This window comes from Mesorhizobium captivum, assembly GCF_033977165.1.
In the GTDB taxonomy this organism is placed as follows: domain Bacteria; phylum Pseudomonadota; class Alphaproteobacteria; order Rhizobiales; family Rhizobiaceae; genus Mesorhizobium; species Mesorhizobium captivum.
In genome coordinates this window covers 19389-37016 of the sequence record NZ_JAVIJB010000035.1, presented here as the reverse complement: position 1 = coordinate 37016, position 17628 = coordinate 19389, and the positions used below count along the sequence as shown (strand labels likewise).

The 17628-nt window shown below is 60.1% G+C and carries 15 protein-coding genes and 1 pseudogene; 9 read left to right on the top strand and 7 right to left on the bottom strand.

From position 1 onward, the window contains the following. Positions 1-2 precede the first annotated feature (2 nt). From RFM40_RS25090 to darT, 4 genes are all read right to left on the bottom strand, one after another. A complete protein-coding gene (locus tag RFM40_RS25090) occupies positions 3-686 on the bottom strand; it encodes a hypothetical protein (protein ID WP_320278493.1) in 684 nt (227 codons plus the stop codon). Positions 687-754: 68 nt separating this feature from the next. Continuing rightward, positions 755-988 carry an RNA-binding protein gene (locus tag RFM40_RS25085; protein WP_320278492.1) on the bottom strand — a complete coding sequence of 78 codons (234 nt, stop codon included), beginning with the start codon at positions 986-988 and terminating at the stop codon, positions 755-757. Next, positions 988-2067, bottom strand: coding sequence for a type II toxin-antitoxin system antitoxin DNA ADP-ribosyl glycohydrolase DarG (gene darG / locus RFM40_RS25080; RefSeq protein WP_320235950.1), 1080 nt, complete (start codon positions 2065-2067; stop codon positions 988-990). Before darG ends, RFM40_RS25085 begins: the two co-directional genes overlap by 1 nt. After that, a complete protein-coding gene (darT, locus tag RFM40_RS25075) occupies positions 2067-2699 on the bottom strand; it encodes a type II toxin-antitoxin system toxin DNA ADP-ribosyl transferase DarT (RefSeq protein ID WP_320278491.1) in 633 nt (210 codons plus the stop codon). Before darT ends, darG begins: the two co-directional genes overlap by 1 nt. Before the next feature lie 105 nt (positions 2700-2804). Between darT and RFM40_RS25070 the strand changes: the two are divergent. Then, a pseudogene (locus RFM40_RS25070) lies at positions 2805-3361 on the top strand (transposase); the annotation flags it as partial. Between the two features lie 2120 nt (positions 3362-5481). Here RFM40_RS25070 and RFM40_RS25065 read toward each other — a convergent pair. Beyond that, entirely contained in the window at positions 5482-5730 is a 249-nt protein-coding gene (locus RFM40_RS25065) for a DUF6074 family protein (protein ID WP_320235947.1), read from the bottom strand. Between the two features lie 442 nt (positions 5731-6172). On the opposite strand from RFM40_RS25065, the gene RFM40_RS25060 reads away from it, so the two are divergent. Further along, positions 6173-6424 (top strand): helix-turn-helix domain-containing protein, encoded by a 252-nt coding sequence (locus RFM40_RS25060; RefSeq protein WP_320235946.1) that lies wholly within the window; start codon positions 6173-6175, stop codon positions 6422-6424. Positions 6425-6815: 391 nt separating this feature from the next. On the opposite strand, the gene RFM40_RS25055 is transcribed toward RFM40_RS25060, so the two are convergent. After that, positions 6816-7790: a hypothetical protein gene (locus RFM40_RS25055; protein WP_320278490.1), complete on the bottom strand. Its 975-nt coding sequence runs from the start codon at positions 7788-7790 to the stop codon at positions 6816-6818. 676 nt (positions 7791-8466) lie between these two features. Here RFM40_RS25055 and RFM40_RS33760 point away from each other — a divergent pair. Continuing rightward, the gene (locus RFM40_RS33760) at positions 8467-8889 is read left to right on the top strand and encodes a transposase (RefSeq protein WP_430691727.1); all 423 of its coding nucleotides are present in this window, start codon (positions 8467-8469) and stop codon (positions 8887-8889) included. A 29-nt stretch (positions 8890-8918) separates the two neighbouring features. Here the strand turns inward: RFM40_RS33760 and RFM40_RS25050 are convergent, their stop codons facing one another. After that, positions 8919-10364, bottom strand: a complete 1446-nt coding sequence (locus tag RFM40_RS25050) for an ATP-binding protein (RefSeq protein ID WP_320278489.1) — start codon at positions 10362-10364, stop codon at positions 8919-8921. Between the two features lie 639 nt (positions 10365-11003). Here RFM40_RS25050 and RFM40_RS25045 point away from each other — a divergent pair. The 6 genes from RFM40_RS25045 to RFM40_RS25020 all read left to right on the top strand — a co-directional run bounded on the left by RFM40_RS25045 (position 11004) and on the right by RFM40_RS25020 (position 17619). Beyond that, entirely contained in the window at positions 11004-11972 is a 969-nt protein-coding gene (locus RFM40_RS25045; RefSeq protein ID WP_320278488.1) for an NUDIX hydrolase, read from the top strand. A 64-nt stretch (positions 11973-12036) separates the two neighbouring features. After that, complete coding sequence (gene nadA, locus RFM40_RS25040) at positions 12037-13011, top strand: quinolinate synthase NadA (protein ID WP_320278487.1); 975 nt, start codon at positions 12037-12039, stop codon at positions 13009-13011. Next, positions 13008-14549, top strand: coding sequence for an L-aspartate oxidase (locus tag RFM40_RS25035; RefSeq protein WP_320278486.1), 1542 nt, complete (start codon positions 13008-13010; stop codon positions 14547-14549). Before nadA ends, RFM40_RS25035 begins: the two co-directional genes overlap by 4 nt. Next, on the top strand, positions 14549-15403 hold the full coding sequence (gene nadC, locus RFM40_RS25030) for a carboxylating nicotinate-nucleotide diphosphorylase (protein ID WP_320278485.1): 855 nt from the start codon (positions 14549-14551) through the stop codon (positions 15401-15403). The genes RFM40_RS25035 and nadC overlap by 1 nt, the downstream gene beginning before the upstream one ends. A gap of 135 nt (positions 15404-15538) precedes the next feature. Continuing rightward, positions 15539-16480, top strand: a complete 942-nt coding sequence (gene bioB, locus RFM40_RS25025; RefSeq protein WP_320278484.1) for a biotin synthase BioB — start codon at positions 15539-15541, stop codon at positions 16478-16480. Then, on the top strand, positions 16477-17619 hold the full coding sequence (locus tag RFM40_RS25020; protein WP_320278483.1) for an 8-amino-7-oxononanoate synthase: 1143 nt from the start codon (positions 16477-16479) through the stop codon (positions 17617-17619). Before bioB ends, RFM40_RS25020 begins: the two co-directional genes overlap by 4 nt. Positions 17620-17628: the final 9 nt, after the last annotated feature.

Sequence of the window (17628 nt, the reverse complement as noted above, 5' to 3'; positions counted from 1 at the left end):
TGCTATGCGCCTTTCTTCTTGGCGTCTTCTTCTAGCGCCTGAGCAACGTGGTCTTTCAAGCGCAGCACTTCCTTCGGGTCTGGCACCTTTGCAACGGCAGGCACTTCGGCGCCGCGTTTGGCCACTTCTTCCAACACGTTGATATGGCCAATCCAGGTATCAGTGTCAGGAGCCGGCGCACCCCAGCAGAGATGGCTAAGCTTTCCATCATGGGCCGCGCGAAACGTCAGCCACGCGTAAAGCTTGGGTATCTTGTGAACCAGCTTGTTGATGTCCTTGTCCTTCTCAGACCAGCTCAAGAGATCGGGTTGGATTGAGAGCCGCTTATCCTGTCTACTCTCTGCTTCGTCCGGGAAGCCGTCGACATCATCGGTACGGACGACATGGCCGATTGCACCTGTAGCCGTAATCTCCAGCCAATGCCAATTCCCCTTCGGCATCGGCTTCATAGCCGTGACGAACGGGAGATCGCCACGGTTACAATACAAATCGATCTGGTAGGCGATTCCGACGCGGCGAACGTGCCCTCGGATGTCCCGGCCGATCACATTGTTCAGGAAGGATTCACCCTCAAAAAGATGCCCGGCCAAGAAACTTCCTTCTTGAACCGCGCGTGAGAGGAGAAGGTCACAAGACGGCGGAAAAGCTAGGCGCAAGCGCTCCTGAATTTCGGGAATGATGGGCATTGCCAAATTGGCTCCGATCTGATTCGTGCAAACCAGATTCCCAAAAATGGCGTTTCAGGTCAACTATGTTACCGACTTCCCCATCTCTTTTTTGCAGCGTCCCGTGCGATTTCCGCTCGGCGCTCTGGCGTCATATTGGCGGCGCGCTTCTTTCCGCCTTTCGAACCAAGCTCTTTCGCGGCAGCACTCTTGCCGTCGTCCGACGTGTCGTCGGTTTCCTCGCCAGTTGCAATGCGCATGACGCGGACGACGTTGCCGATCACGTCGGCGGGGCGTTTCTGTCCTTTGGGTCCCGTGGGCATTAGCTTGCCTGCACCAAAGAGTTTTCCTTCAAGGCATCCAGGGCTATCTTGACGATGCGATCATCAAACAGCCGCAACTTGCGCTCAGCCGCATCTTCGCCACCGGGCCATTTGGGCAGAGCTTCCCTGATTTCGGCAACTTGGGGAGCAACCTTTTCGTGGTGCACCAACCAATCGACAGTCGCGAGCAACTCCATTCCTAAGGGAGACTCGAATCCGTCGATAAGCCTGCTTGTGGCCTCCAAAGCCGATCGATATGGCTTTGCCTCTGCGGTAGAAAAGTAGGCAGAAACGTGCTCCTTTCGCTCATCATCAAAATGAATTGGCTCAAAGGGGCCGGCATCACCAAGTCGCTTGTCGCAATGTAAATAGCTCCCATCCAAAGCATTCAACATGTGCTTCATCTTGTCCGAATACGGACCATATTTATTTGCTCCAAATTCGAATTTCATTGCATCCAAACCTTCTCGGTTCGCGAATCGCTCTACGAAATAGCCAAGCTTCTGGACTTCAAGCAAAGAGCACTGGATTCCAAGAATACAATATCTCCTGACAAGTTCCGCTATCAGCGCTCGCGCTGGAGTCAACTTATCTACGCCAGTACGTTTGGCCACGTTCTGGTATTGGTGAGTCGGTTCATAAACAACAACTTCAACATCTTTTAGAGGGTCAAGCTTAGAAAGGATGAGTTCACGAACCTCCTGCCACTCTAAGCCGCCGTTGCCAGCACCCAAAGGTGGAATTGCTATGGATTTGATGTTATTGCGCTTCAAGACCGCTTTAAGGTTGTCCAGGCCATTTGCTATCCATTCAATCTTGGATGGATACCGCCAGTGCGCCTTGGTAGGGAAGTTGATTATCCATTTCGGGCCATAGAGGTCGTTCCTCTCCGTAACGAACATCTCGCCAAGCCGCACGCGCTTGTCCTCACAAGCTGCTTCGTAAAGCTTGAAGTTTTCGGGGAATGCCTCCTTGAACATCAAGGCCACGCCCTTCCCCATCACGCCGACGGTGTTGACGGTGTTTACCAGAGCTTCAGTGTCAGCTTCGAGTAGGTTGCCACGGACAAATTTGACCATCAGAGGAACCATCTCCTTTCCGCCAAAACTTTCGCATTAGCGCCTGCTTTCGCGGCGGCTGCCTCGATCTCGGCCTTAGTTTCTGCGTCATAGCAAACGATGCCGAGCAGCGCATCGAGCGGAACGTGCTTATAGACCAGCGCTTCAGCCTGATATTTCTCGAACTTGTCAACGTCATCGCGTTTGAAATCGCGAGCTTGCAGGGTTGGCCAAATGATCCAATTAAGATCGGCCAAATCGTCCGAGAACTGCGCCATCCTCAGATAGGCATGACGGTCGGTAAACACAAACGGAACTTCGAGCTTGGCCAAGTGACGCAGCGAAGACACGAGGATCAAGATATCCCGCATGGGGCGCTGCTTGATGCCGTTGTAACCCGTCTTGATATTGTAGAGCATCGGGCTGTAGGGCGTGAAATAGAAAGGAACATAGTCGCTCAGAGTACCGCCTGGCCCGCTTGGCACTGCTTTTTCAGTGCGCTTTTGGATGAGCTCCGGGTTGCCGATCTCGATATATTTTTTACCTTCCATGGTGGCGCGGCAGTGGCAGCCATCGGCCAACACGGGTCCAATGTTGTCCCTGTGGACAATCCGGAAAATCAGCGCTTTCTCTGGGTTGAGGTCTTTGGACATGATTCGGCGTATGCTGCCATATGCTTAGCGGCAAGCACAGCCCGGAATGGTCCTCGTGACGACTCTGCTGACAAGATTTTCAAACTGAGACACTACCGCAACGATGTTGACTTCATCCTCGGCGTTGCGCCCGCCACGACCTTGCGCAAGCATGTCGCGGAGCTGGAGACCCGCACGATGGCGCGCCTTGAAGCGTCGGCAAGACGGGCAAGGTCCGCCGCTTCACGGAGTTCCTGGATGGGGCCGCCAGTTGGAGCCGCGTCGAGCACGTCATCGCGCGGGTCGAGGTCGGCGCCAAGGTGCCGATACCCGCTTCATCGTCACCAACTTTGCCGGTGGCAAGGCCAAGGCACTCTACGAGGATGTCTATTGCCGGTGCGGCGCGGCCGAGAACCACATCAAGTCCTGGAAGATGCATCTCGCTGGCGACCGGACATCCTGCGCAAGAGCGACGGCTAACCAGTTCCGGCTGTTCCTGCATGCCGGCGCCTACTGGCTTATGCGGGCCTGCGCGCCGCGATGCCGAAACGAGCTTTGCCGTCGCCCAATTCGACACGCTGCGATTGCGCCTCATCAAGATCGCCGCGCGTGCGATCGAGATGAAGACCCAAATTCGCCTGCACCTGCCGACATCCAGCCCGGACCAGCGCATCCTGCGCATCGTTCGTTTTGGGGCATCTGCGTCCCATCGTTTATGTCGCGAGTTGCGGGATGCGACTGAGGACGCTGACCGCAACCCGCAAAACCCCGCCTGCCATCACCGACGGATCAACCCGGCGCCCGACGAGGCTTGTCAAAACGTACCGCAATGGTGACCAGAGCGCCGCCTCAGGCCGCCGAAAGCTCACCGCCGTGCATCAAGCGGGCTAGGTGACGGTAGGTCTTCGAGGACCTCTGGATCGCCAATGCACAATGCCCCAAGTATACAACTTATCCAGTCTTCACCAACCAAGCTTTGGTCGGAGTAGTGCTTGTCAGCGTCTTGGGGGACGGCTGGAGCTGGAGCGGTCATTATAATGGCCAACGCCGTGGCAGCAAGTATCGTTCGTGGCCAGTGAGACCGCAATTTCAGGAGCCTCGAGCGCGCCACAGCGTCTTTTTCTGAGGTAGGCATTTTTCGTTTTCCTTTTGGATCATCACGGATTTGAAGAGGATCTGGTGTTATGTGCCATTGGGAGAGCCGGCGAAGCAGATATTCATGTGGTCGAGTCATAAATTCTCCTGAATGTTTGTTTTACGAGAATCTGCGGGATAGCGATCCTGTCTGCCGATCGCAGCGAGATCCAACGGAGCTAGGGCGTCCCACGCGGGATGCGCAGCCTGTATTGCGTTCGGACGAATGTAATGTGAACTCCTGGGCTAAAGACTGCGCGACGAGCCATGTCGGAACACGTATCATGGCTATGAATATGCAATTGGCATGCCACCAAAAGGGTTGTGAGCAGCGACCACAAATCGGAGGAGTCGCCCCTGGCCGGCTTGATCCTAACCCCTAGGATGTCTGGACCTGAACACAGATTGTCGTCTATCGGACGCGGACAAAATGCTGTGACCAACTGGGCACCGGGCTGACGCTAGAGTCCTCGGTTGAGAATTGCGCGTCTGAGAGCGGGATTGAGGAACAGGCGATCGCCGGTGCCGGTAGACTTGCGCAGCCGTGTGTTGCTGTTAGCATGGCGGCATAGGGCCGCAGGTGTGATCCGAGCGCCGAATGCTGGCGCATCCGCTGCATCCGGCGACCCATCTAGCGATCACTGGTCGCGCGTGATCGAGGTCACAGTGAGAGGCGCGTGGTAGAGTTGAAAACCCAAATTCGCCTGCACCTGACGACATCCTGCCCGGATCAGCGCATTTTGCGCATCGTCCTCACTCGCATCCCGCAACTCGCGACATAAACGATGGGGCGCAGACGTCCCGGAACAAGCCCGCTGACCTCAACCCGCAAACCCTCGCCTTCATCCACGACGGATCACCGCCGGCGCCTGATGAGGTTTGGGAAAACGCACCGCAAAGGAAACCAGATCGCCGCTTCAGGCCGCCGAAAGCTCATCGCCGTGCATCAAGCGGGCAAGCATTTGGCTAGAATGCAGCTTGTCGATTTTGATATCCTGCATCGGTGCCGACATCGCCGGCATGAGTGTCATGCTCGAAAACGGCTCCGGCGATTTCGCAAAACGCAAATGCACCGCGTCTTCCGCTCACGCGAATGGAGCCTACCGCGCCGAATCGGAGGCGTAAGGATCGATCACGATCGCCGCTTAGCCGCCCTACCCTTTTGCAATCAGGAGGAGCTTCCACAGCTCACTCGGCGAGTCGACACGAGATCGCAGATGGCAGTTGGCCAAACACCAAAACTGGCGTACCGATGGCAATCGGCTTTCCTCGCTGGAGGAAGTGCAAGGCCTCTCGCCAGGCGGAGGCGCATGCGATGCCTACACCCGCTGCCTGCTCGAGGATCTGATCGACGCATGGTCGGACAAGGCGTTGGGCGCGGCCTGCCTCGACATTCCTAGAAGCGCGCCGGCAGCCTGGGCGGGGCTTGGGGCGAGACTGCCGGCGCACGCCACTCACGAAGAGCGGCCCCTTTTTGCGGTTCCGACACAGATAGTCAACCCAGCAGCGTCCAGGTGCCCGCTGTGCTGTTGTAACAGCGGTGGATGTCGGCCGTGTCGGCCGATTGTGGCTGGTGGGTCGGGCCGCTCTGGCCCGGCCAATGTGAGCTCCAGCCAGTATCGCCTTGCCGAGCGCGCCGTCGGCAGTCCTTTGTCGCGAGCAGATGCTATCATGCAAGCGTCGCAGCACTCCGGATGGCTATATTGCTTAAGACTGCATGAAGAAGCGTTCCAACTTCCTGTTCGGCGAGCCTGGGTGAAATCCCTGATTCGGACAGTTGAACGAGAATTTGCTTAGCGGTGTTGCGCCAGAAGGCATTCGCGTCTTCCCCGTTCTTGGATTCCAGGATCCGGGCGATACCTTCGACCAACTTCCGCCGCCGGTGCAGCGGAAAGGCGCTTATGTTCGAATCACACATCCATCACCTCACCCGTTGAGCCGGCGAGTTTGTATTGGCGGCTTAGAAAATCTGGTTAACAGCGCTTTTTTTGCCGGTGATCCGCAATGGAATAAAAGCGTCGGCCAGGCTCGGTGGACGGTGCCGCGATAGCACTGGAGACGGCGACAGGGGCGAGTTTCGAGTTCCTGTTCAAGAGGGCCGTCAGCCATGATGAGCCGCTGGCCATAGGCGTGATGCGGGTACAGCCGACCAGGCCAGCTGAGGGCAGGCAGGTTCTTGGACTTGATCAGAATCGAGTGAACCGCCATATCCCGATCTGCCCGCCAATTTCAGGCGGCCCATTTCATGGACGAGGCCGACCGGGCCTATTCGACGTCCGTTTTTTTGAATTGCTAGAGCGCTAGGTCGGGGACAAGTCTACCGATTTATCAGGGCGCCCTTGGTCTTCTTGGAGGTGTCTATGAAGGATTCCCGCATTCCTGAACCGGTTTTGGTGGCTATGTCAGAGGGGGTGCACATAATTCGCGCTTTTCGTGAACACCTTGGATATTCGATCGAGGACCTGGCGGTGACGAGCGGGCTAGCCGCTGAGGAAATCCAAAACATCGAGTCGGGTCTGAGGTACAACAAGGGCTATCGGGACCGCATCGTGAGGTCGCTATCCCTACCTGTGGGAATTCTTGCGGAGGCAGACCTATTGGGCGCTACGTGACCGCCTGGTTGCGCGCCTCCGATCTCGGTCTCTGGCAGCCCGATCTGAGTCGGGATCGCCGACGAGGGAGGCCAGACCGAATTGTTGCAGCTCGAGGCAGGTGCAAAGCGCAAACTCGAGCAAGATCTGTGGATAAGGTTTTGTCAGCTCCCCAGAAAGCGGAGGAAAACCGGAGCTTCTAACAGATGATTGAGCTCCGTGACGCCGTTCCTCCTAGGCGCGTCGTCCGCGAGGGTGGACTGCCTAGACAGATGAAAATAGTTGCAATGGCACCATGTGGCGGAAAACGCCGTCCGTGGACGCCGATTGTTCCGGGATGGTGCCATTGCTTATCGGCCTACGAGGCACTGGTCTTCGGTCTGGGAAAAGGTGTTTCGGGACTTCTTGGAAATCAGCGAATAACCGGCTCGCCGTGGAAGCGTCGCCGCGAGGGTGGCGAAACGCCGAACCCGACTTCCATCATCAGCCGCGGCGTGTGCGCCGGCACGGTGCCCATGTGGAAGCCGAACGGATCCTCTACGAAGCCAAGCCCCGCCTCTCCGATAAGGGTCACGGGGCTTTGCTCGCCATAGACGTCCAGGATCTCTTCCGCGGGGTGGCCGACGAGAAGCGTCAGCTGGTGCTTGAGCGCGCGGCGCCTGTGGCTGCCGCGGACATAGACATGCGGACCGGTGCCCTCGTCGACCGGCAGCAGGTAGAAGAAGAACTTCAACATTCGCCAGTCGTCGAGGTCGAAGTGGTATTTGCCGAGAGATGCCAGGTTCTTGTCGGCGTCTGAGGCCTGGCCGGTGGGGAAGCTCCACCAAACACGCGTAGTGATCAGTTTCGCCTGGCCACCGAGATAGTGTGCAGCGATATCCATGAGCAGCGGATCGTTTTGAACGGCGAGTGCCGCCTTGCAGCCGAGAATGCGTTCGAAATAGTGGCCGCTGAGCAACGGACGGCCGAATCGAGCCTCAGCCTCCGCATGATCCGCCGGCATGAATTCGAGACGGCGATCGAAATTGCCAAAGCAAGGTGTGCACCGGACGAAAGCTGCGATTTCCCCATGGATAAATTTCGGCAAAACGAGTCCGGAAAAAAGTCCATCCGACTGCAGCGCATCGACAACGTCCTGGCGATTGACGCCGACAAACATTGTTTCCCGGCCTTTCTGCGACGCTCGAACAGGCTTTGCACCACGCCAGTGCATTCTCCGTGCCGGCATGGTCCGGGCGAGCACGAACATCGGCAGCCACGCTGGATTCTCGCGAAGATCCGACAGATATGTCGGAATGCGTACGGCCATGCGACGTAGCATATTGCCATTTCGCGCGATTTCCTCGAGGCTTGCAGTGTCGGCTTTGTCGGTATTCGTAACGGTCATCAGGGTCCTCAGGTATGAATGCACTATCGACGAAGCATCGGTTCTCAGTGCTTCGTCACGTATTACCCAAACCCGATTCCCGCAGCGGAAGAACGCTAGCCACACGTCAAATTTTGTGCAACGCACAATTTCCCTCGCAGCAAATGCAGTTGGATCGCTGCGCGCTTTCGAATACGCCTTGCGAAGCTGGCACCTTAATCTGTCAGGAACTGTCCGGCATTAGGCAGCAAAGACCACCAATTGCACGTTAAGTACCTGGTTTTCGGGCCACATTCACGATGCCCAATTTGTGCAAGACTCGCTTGCGCAGATTGGCTTCCTACTTCTGATTAACCATTCGACCTCCTTTCGATCGACTCCTGAGCGCGTTCCAGGTAGCAGGCCATCCATGTTCAGGACGGCGTTCATACGGCTGTGACTTCTGGTGGCCAATCGGCCGCCGCGACCGTTGCATGCCTGCCGATTTGGAGCCTGAACATGAGCAATCAAATCCGCTATCGCCTTCTCGTCCGTGCAGCCCGCTGCCGTGGTCACGTGCGTCCCGTCTCGGTCCGGTCTTGGAAATACGCGGTCTAGCCGCCTTCCAAGCGGAGGGGACTGAGCCGTGGCGAAGTCCAGACAACAACCGAGAGGGCGGCATTTCCTGCTGTCGCCGGAATGCCGGACGCTCACCGTCATGGATCTCGCCACGGTCCGCGAGGAGACGGCTTATGGCTGGTTCAGGAAGGTGCGCTGGCCGGAAACCGATGGCGAGCCTTACTGCCCGAAATGCGGCACGCTGCGCTGCCACGCGATGAGCCGCGGCCGCTTCAAGTGCTCTGACAGAGTCTGCAAGGCGGTCTTCACCGTCCCTACCAGGCCGAAGATGGGACCAACGCCAACCAGATCGAAACCTTCTTCTCGCGCGTCCAGCGGGCCTATGTCGGCATCCCACCGCTTCTCGCTCAAGTACTTCGACTGGTACGTCGCCGAGCTCGCCTGGCGCGAGGACACGCGGTACCACGGCGCCAGACGTTCAGCGTCCTGCGAACCGCGCTGTCGCGGCCGACCTCCCGGTTCCTCTGCGGCTACTGGCAGGGCAACAAACCGCCAGACCTGATCTGGGAGGCGTAACTCAACAACGTCAGATCAAGGCCCAATCGACCCCGTTGGACGGTCCACCGGATCTGGCGTTGGCGCAAACGTCAGTTCCTCGGGTCCAATGATGTGGACAGAAGCGTCAGTCCTGGCGAGTTCGGCGAGTTCAGGCTTGCAGCCGTTGCGGCTGAATAACAGATACTGCTTGCCTGGTTTGTCCCTTCCGTAGGAAGTCGTCTCCGATCTCTTCTTCAACAGATCGAGCATTCCCATGTCGATCTTAACCGAGCGCCACTTGCATTCGCCGTAGAAGAACGTCTCGTCGAGGAGGCGGCCCGCGACATCGATATCGAAGTCGGCATGGCCCCAGATGCTGCCGACTTCGCGGGCTAGACTGCCCAGGACCTCGGCGAGATGAAGGCGAGCGTGGTCCAGGCAGATGCCCTCGAAAGCGCCTCCCATATATTCGGGGAAACGCCTCTGGATGTACTGGTCGTAGGTTTCGGCGCCGTAACCGCCGTTGATCGCCGTTAGGTTCGGCCTAACGAACCTGTGCCAGAAACCCATAAGTCGGTCGGTCAAGACGACGCGTTTGTTCCGCGACTTCTCTACCGCGTCGAGCGACCGCACACTGCTCACGAGATGGAGCCGCTCGAGCCTGTCGATGTACTGGCCGACCGCGGTAGTCGGCATCTGCAGCCGCGTCGCGATCTCCCCGGCGGAATGCAGACCTTCCGAGATCGCGGCCACGATGCTCGCGTAGATTCCCGGTTCCCGAAGCTCGCTCTGCAGAAGGGTGTTAGGTTCGTCGATCAGGGTCCCGGTCTCTGTCAGGAGCAGATTGATGACGTTTTCGCGCAGGCTTGCATGCTGGTCGGAGAGGGTCAGGTAGTACGGCACGCCGCCGAAAATGGCGTAGGTCTCTATGAGCTGCTCGGCGCTGTACTCCGGAAAGAACCCCGAAAGGTCGCGCAGGGGCAACTGCCGCACCTCCAGGCGCAGCGTCATGCGCCCGTAAAGCGGGTTCTTTTCCGCCAGCAGGTCCTCCATCTGAGCGACCGCAGAACCGCACAGTATGATCTTGAGGTTTCCCGCGCGTGCCGCCCCGGAGTCCCAGAACCGTTGGATCACCGATGGCAAAGCGCTGTCCTGATCGACGAGGTACGGGAATTCGTCGATCGTGACCACAGTGCCCGGTTTGGCCTTGGCTGCTTCGGCTACGAAGTGGAAAATACCCTCCCAGCTGTCGAGCGACGCCAGGACGGGTGACGGGCCAAGAACCCGGGCCACCTCGAGCTTGAACTGTTCCATGTTCAGGACTGTGGAGACCCGCGTCGCCTGGAAATAGATTTCGTTGCGGCCGACGGCAGCTTGGCGCAGGAGCCTTGACTTGCCGATCCGGCGGCGGCCATAGGCGATGACGAGCGATGCCGAACGCTTGTCCAGTTCGCGTTCCAGCAGCCGTAGCTCCCTTCCCCTCCCGATAAAGTGGTCCATGGCCGCACGCTCCCTTTTATAATCACGATTATTATAATCTGGATTATAAAAGCGTCCAGCGACACCGACACGCTGGTCCGAGATAGACCATCCGGCCTGCCGGACGTGCGTTGCGATGCCGTTGGTAGCAAACTTGGCCACGCAACGCCGCGGGGACTAGGAGGCGATCTCCCAGAGGAACTGAGCCGAATTGACCAGCAGGCCTGAGGAATTGGCGAAACTGCAGGCCGAGGTGCGCGAGCAGGTCAGTTCCATCGACAGGGTCATTGCCATTTACGAACCCGGTTACGAGCCGACGGCAGCTAGGTCGCGTCCGTTCCGGCCGGACCGCCGGGATCTCAGATGAGGTGAAAGCGTCGATCGACCAGTTTTGCAATCGGCGTCGTAAGGCCGTCAGGCAGACGACGGGGACGCACTCTTACGCCCGAATATCGGGCGGTGTAATCGCCTTCGAACCACCAGCAGTGCTCAAGTGCTTCCTTCCCCGGCGTCACCCCCCGCAGGTGTCGCGTTTGGCACGTCTTTGTGCAAGTGCGAAGAGCTAAAAAAAGCCGTGCGGCTGCGCGATGTTGACGTGCAGACAGCTGCGCTTAAATTAAATCGATTCAGGCGTGCAACTGACCAACCACTTTCGCGAACATGGACGATCAAGAAACAGGAGCCAGCAAAGACCGAGTCGCCGTCACGGGCGACGAAGTCAAAGTGGACCTGATCGCCCTTGTCGTCGCCGTAAACGACGGTGAACCCTGTGTCCTCACCATCGGGCAGGCGGACACTCTGCCTTCCGGACCATTTGCGCTTGAGCACAGATCGCTGCAATCCGGGTTGAGGGGCTGGGTTGAGCAGCAGACCGGCCATCCGCTGGGCTATATTGAGCAGCTCTACACCTTCGCTGATCGGGACCGCGTCGGCGCCGAGCGCCGGCAGCGCGCCATCTCCATCAGCTATCTCGCACTGACTCGCATGGAAAAGGCATCGGGCTCGCCCAAGTGCGGGTGGCGAAGCTGGTATGAATATTTTCCATGGGAGGACCACCGCTCCGGCACGCCGCCGGTCGTGCTGGACGTCCTGCGACCACGCCTGATTGAATGGGCAGACAGCGTGGGCGACGCGGCCATGCGACGCGAACGTCGGCAACGGGCGGCGATGGCCTTCGGCTTCGACGACCGCCATTGGAACGAGGAACTCACGCTTCAACGCTATGAGTTGGTCTACGAAGCAGGCCTGGTCCAAGAGGCCGGAAACGGGCGCGACCCGACGCGGGCCTCGCTGGTGCCCAGCAAGTCCATGGTCGCCGATCATCGGCGCATCGTGGCGACGGGCATTGCGAGACTGCGCTCCAAGATCAAATACCGGCCGGTCGTCTTTGAGCTGATGCCGCAGTCTTTCACGCTGCTACAGCTGCAACGAACGGTCGAAGCGCTCGCCGGCAGGCTAATCAACAAGCCGAACTTTCGTCGCCTCATAGAGCAGCAGGAGCTGGTCGAGGAGACTGGCGAGACTTCTATCGACACGGGCGGGCGACCGGCAAGACTCTATCGCTTCCGGCACGCAGTCCTCGACGAAACGGCGATAGTCGGCACAAAATTGCCGGTCGCACGGGGTTGACACCCTTATAGTCAACCTAGATATATATCCCTTATAGTCAAATGGATTATAACTGGAGGCGCCGATGAGCGGGGCATTACCTTCGGCCGCGTCTCTGTATCGGCGCGTCTGGCGTGTCATCCCGCCGGGGGAATGGGCGGCTTTCAGCGATGACATCGAGGCTATTTTGACGCTCAAACGCGAGCGCAATGCCGTCATCCTGGCCCACAACTATCAAACACCCGAGATCTTCCACTGCATTGCCGACATCGTCGGCGACAGCTTGGCGCTGGCCCGCAAGGCTATGACGGTCGAGGCGAAAGTCATCGTGCTGGCCGGCGTGCATTTCATGGCCGAAACGGCCAAGCTGCTTAATCCGGACAAGATCGTGCTCATTCCGGATCTCGGCGCCGGTTGCTCGCTGGCTGATTCGATCACGGCACAAGACGTGCGCTTGATGCGCCAGCGTTATCCCGGCGTGCCGATCGTCACCTACGTCAACACGTCGGCCGAAGTGAAAGCCGAATCCGATGTCTGCTGTACATCGGGCAACGCCAAGGCGGTCGTCGAATCCCTTGGCGTCCCCCGGGTGATTATGTTGCCGGACGAATATCTGGCCCACAATATCGCCGCCCAGACCGACGTCGAAATCATCGCCTGGAAAGGCCATTGCGAGGTGCATGAGCGCTTTACGCCGGCCGATATCCGCGAGTTGCGCGAAAACCATCCCGGCGTGACGGTGCTGGCCCATCCCGAATGCCCGCCCGACGTGGTTGCCGAAGCCGATTTTTCCGGCTCGACCGCAGCCATGTCCGACTATGTCGAAAGGCAAAAGCCGCCGCGTGTCGTGCTGATGACGGAATGCTCGATGAGTGACAACGTCGCGTTAGCGCACCCAGATGTCGAGTTCATCCGGCCCTGCAATTTGTGCCCGCACATGAAGCGGATCACGCTTGCCAACATCCGCATGGCGCTCGAGCAGAACCGCCATGTCGTCACCATTGAACCCGGGATCGCGGGGCGCGCGCGGCTCGCAGTCGAACGGATGCTGGCAATTTGAGCCCCGATGTCCGCAGCTTCTTCGGGCGGCCCATCATCATCGGGGGCGGCATCGCCGGATTGATGACCGCGCTTCAATTGGCGCCGGAGCCGGTGCTTGTTTTGTCCAGGACGCTTCTGGGAGCCGACACTTCGAGTACCTCGGCTCAGGGGGGGCTGGCTGCGAGTTTCGGCCAAGACGACCATCCGACACTGCACCTGGCTGATACGCTCGCCGCCGGCGACGGGCTTTGCGATACGGATATGGCGAGCCGCATCCTTCAGGCCGCGCCTGGCGCGATCGAGGGGCTTGCGCGCTTTGGGGTTCGCTTCGACCGTACGCTAAAAGGACCCCTGTGCCTCGGATTAGAGGCCGCACACAGCCGGCGTCGCATCGTTCATGCTCATGGCGACGGCAGCGGGCGTGAGATCATGCGCGCACTGATTGATGCCGTGCGCTCCACCCCCTCGATCGTTGTCGTGGAGGGCGTGGAAGCGCGCCGACTAGCGGTCAGGGAGAATGCGATCCGAGGCGTCTGGGCAAGCTGTGCGCTAGGACCTGTCTTCTTCGGCTCACGGCGGGTCGTCCTTGCCACCGGTGGGATCGGCGGGCTATTTCTCGACACCACCAATCCCTCGGGCAGTTGCGGACAGGGCCTGGCACTTGCGGCCCGCGCCGGCGCTGTCCTTGCCGACCTCGAATTCATCCAGTTCCACCCGACCGCGCTTGAGGGCCCCGAACGCCCCATGGCGCTGGTCAGCGAGGCTGTCCGCGGCGAAGGTGCTATTCTGATCGACGAGACGGGCCGGCGCTTCCTCGATGGCGTGCCGGGCGCCGAACTCGCGCCTCGCGACGTCGTGGCGCGCGCAGTCTGGAGCCATCTGGCAGGTGGCCATCAAGTCTTCCTCGACGCGCGGAAACGGCCTGGCCCGGAATTTGTTCGACACTTCCCGACAATCGCATGTGCCTGTCGTGGACTGGGGATTGATCCCGTGCACGATCTCATTCCCATTCGTCCTGCCCAGCACTATCACATGGGTGGCGTTGCCGTGGACGCCTCGGGCAGGACGTCGGTCAAGGGGTTGTGGGCCTGTGGCGAGGCCGCCTCGACCGGACTGCACGGCGCCAACAGGCTCGCCAGCAATTCCTTGACCGAGGCCGTCGTATGCGCGCGCTGGGTCGCTGAAAGCGTGGGCGGAACGCCTGCTCGCAGAACAAAGCCAGTGTTTGCGGACGATTACCCGTCGCCCGATCCGTTACCCGCGCGTCCTTTCGTGTCGCGCGCACTCGGTATCGTGCGCAATGGCGAAGCTTTGAAAGCAGCCGCACGGGCGTTGTTGCCGCTCGCTGAACGCGAGGACGCGGCATCGGATCCGGCGGCTGTCGGTCTGATGCTTGCTATTTCCGCCTTGCGGCGCCGAGAGAGCCGCGGCGCTCACTACCGCGAGGACTTTCCCCATCATGCGGCTGTTGCGCGTCGTTCCGAGATCACCCTCCAAGCCGCCCTCGCCGCGGCTCGGGAACTGGCGCACTCGCCAACGCTGGAAAGCGCCACCTGATGAGCCTGTTACCACTTCCCGCAATCATGCTCGAGCCGCTGGTTCGGTCCGCCCTTCTCGAAGACCTGGGCAGAGCCGGTGACGTCACCACCGAGGCGACCGTAGCGAAGTATCATCACGCCACGACCGTGCTGGCCGCACGCCAGCCCGGGGTTGTCGCCGGGCTCGATCTGGTGAGCCTCGCGTTCAGGTTGATCGACCAAAATATCAAGATAGATGTGAACCGAGCAGACGGCAGCAAAGTTGCGCAAGGGGAGATAATTGCATCGGTGAGTGGCCCGACCCGGGCCATTCTGACCGCTGAAAGGACGGCGCTGAATTTCCTGTGCCATTTGAGTGGCATTGCCACGGCAACCGCATCGATTGTCGCAGCGGTTTGCGAGCACCGCGCCAAGATCACCTGCACCCGCAAGACGACGCCCGGGTTGCGGGCTGTCGAAAAGTACGCCGTGCGCGCTGGCGGCGGCGCCAATCACCGCTTCGGCCTCGACGACGCCGTCCTGATCAAGGACAATCACATCGCGGCTGCCGGCGGCATCCGTTCCGCCATCAAACGCGCGCGACAGAGCGTCGGCCACCTCGTCAAGATCGAAGTCGAGGTCGACACGCTTGCCCAGTTGGAAGAAGCCCTCTCGCTTGTCCCAGACGCTGTCCTGCTCGACAACATGTCGCTCGATGAGCTTCGCCAGGCGGTGGCCATGGTTGCCAGCCGGGCGATCACGGAGGCGTCGGGCCGGATCACGCCTGCGACAGCGCCAGCCATCGCGGCCACTGGCATCGATCTTATCTCCGTCGGCTGGTTGACCCACAGTGCGCCAATTCTCGACATCGGACTGGACTATTACGCGCCGTGATCGGCCGACGAAACGGTCGGGGATCGACGGTCATTCGAAGCGCGAGGACAATGCGAAGTGCCAGGAAACAGGACGGATATGCACGACACCAATCCGACTAACACGATGCCACGCACGCAATGCGCTGATGGCGGGATGTGGACGCTAGAGAAGGCTCGGGCACTTCACGACGCACCTTTCAACAATCTGCTCTTCCTAGCGCAGACCGTTCACCGCCAGAATTTCGATCCCAACAAGGTCCAGCTCAGCCGGTTGCTCAGCATCAAGACAGGCGGCTGCCCGGAGGATTGCGGCTATTGCAGCCAGTCGGCGCATCACGAAACGGGCCTGAAGGCCTCGAAGCTGATGGAGGTCAAGCGAGTCATCACCGAGGCGACCAAAGCGCGCGATGCCGGCGCCACCCGCTATTGCATGGGTGCTGCCTGGCGCAATCCCAAGCCGCGCGACATGGATGCGGTGGTCGCCATGGTCGAAGGCGTCAAGGCGCTCGGCATGGAGACCTGCATGACGCTCGGCATGCTCGATCTCGAGCAGGCCGGTCGCCTGAAGCAGGCGGGGCTCGACTACTACAACCACAACATCGACACCTCGGAGCGCTACTACAGCGAGGTCATCAGCACGCGCAGCTTTGCCGATCGGCTGGATACGCTGGAGAACGTTCGCCAATCCGGCATCAAGGTCTGCTGCGGCGGGATTGTCGGAATGGGCGAAGAGCCGGTGGACCGGATCCACATGCTGGTGACGCTCGCCAATCTGCCTGAGCATCCAGAAAGCGTTCCGATCAACATGCTCATCCCTATCGCTGGCACCCCACTTGCCGACGCCAGCCCTATCGAGCCGATCGAGTTCGTGCGCATGATCGCGCTCGCCCGCATCATGATGCCGAAATCGCATGTCCGCCTTTCGGCCGGCCGCACCGCCATGACCGACGAGATGCAGGCGCTGTGCTTTTTTGCCGGCGCCAATTCGATCTTCGTCGGCGATACGCTGCTGACGGCGGACAATCCCGGCCAGGACAAGGATACGCTGCTGTTCCGGCGTCTCGGCATCGAGCCGATGGAACTCGAGGCGCAATGAACGGAGCGACCCTCGCCCGGTATGACGCGACCCTGCAGGGGCTGGCGCGCAAGGACCGGCTGCGGATATTGTCGCGGCGCGCCGGCCTCGACTTCTCGTCGAACGACTATCTCGGGCTTGCCGCCTGCAAGAGGCTTGGCGATGCGGTTGCTGCCGCGATTGGACGCGGCACGCCGGTCGGCGCAACAGGATCGCGGCTGCTGCGCGGCAACGCGCCGGAGCACGAGGAACTGGAAGCTCACGCTGCGGCGTTTTTCGGGGCCGAGCGCGCGCTTTTCTTCGGCGGCGGCTACATCGCCAATTTCGCTATTCTGACGGCGCTGCCGCAGAAGGGCGACCTACTCGTCCTCGACGAGCTCGCCCATGCCAGCATGCATGAGGGTGCGCGCGCCGGACGCGCGGAGTTCGTTCTGGCTGCGCACAACGACGTCGACGCCATTGAGGATCAGATCGCGCGCTGGCGCGCCGAAGGCGGCGTTGGGCGGGTCTGGATCGCGGTCGAAAGCCTCTACAGCATGGGCGGGGATTGCGCGCCTTTGGAGAGCCTTGTCGCGCTGGCCGACCGGCACGAGGCCTTCATCGTTGTCGACGAGGCGCACGCCACCGGGGTGTGGGGACCGGACGGCCGCGGCCTTGCCGTCGCTTTCGAGGGCCGCGACAACATCCTCGCGCTCCACACATGCGGCAAGGCGCTCGGCGCCTCAGGAGCGCTCGTCACCGGGCCGCGAACGCTGTGCGACTATCTCGTCAACCGCTCCCGACCATTCATTTACGCCACCGCGCCGTCGCCGCTGATGGCGGTTGCTGCGCGTGAAGCGCTCGCCATGCTCGCCGACGAGCCAATGCGCCGTATTCAACTGCATGAGCGCATTGCATTGGCGGGCCGCCAATTGGCAGAGCGCTGCGGCATAAAACCCAGCGGAACGCAGATCCAGCCAGTTGTCATAGGCGACAATCGACGCACCATGACGGCGGCGGCGGCACTGCAGGCCCGCGGCTTCGACATACGCGGCATCCGTCCACCGACTGTGCCGGAAGGGACTTCGCGCCTGCGCATATCGCTGACGCTCAACGTCGATGAAGCCGCCATATCCGCCATGATCGATGCGCTTGTCGAGGCGTTGGCCCAGAATGACTAAAGGCGGCAT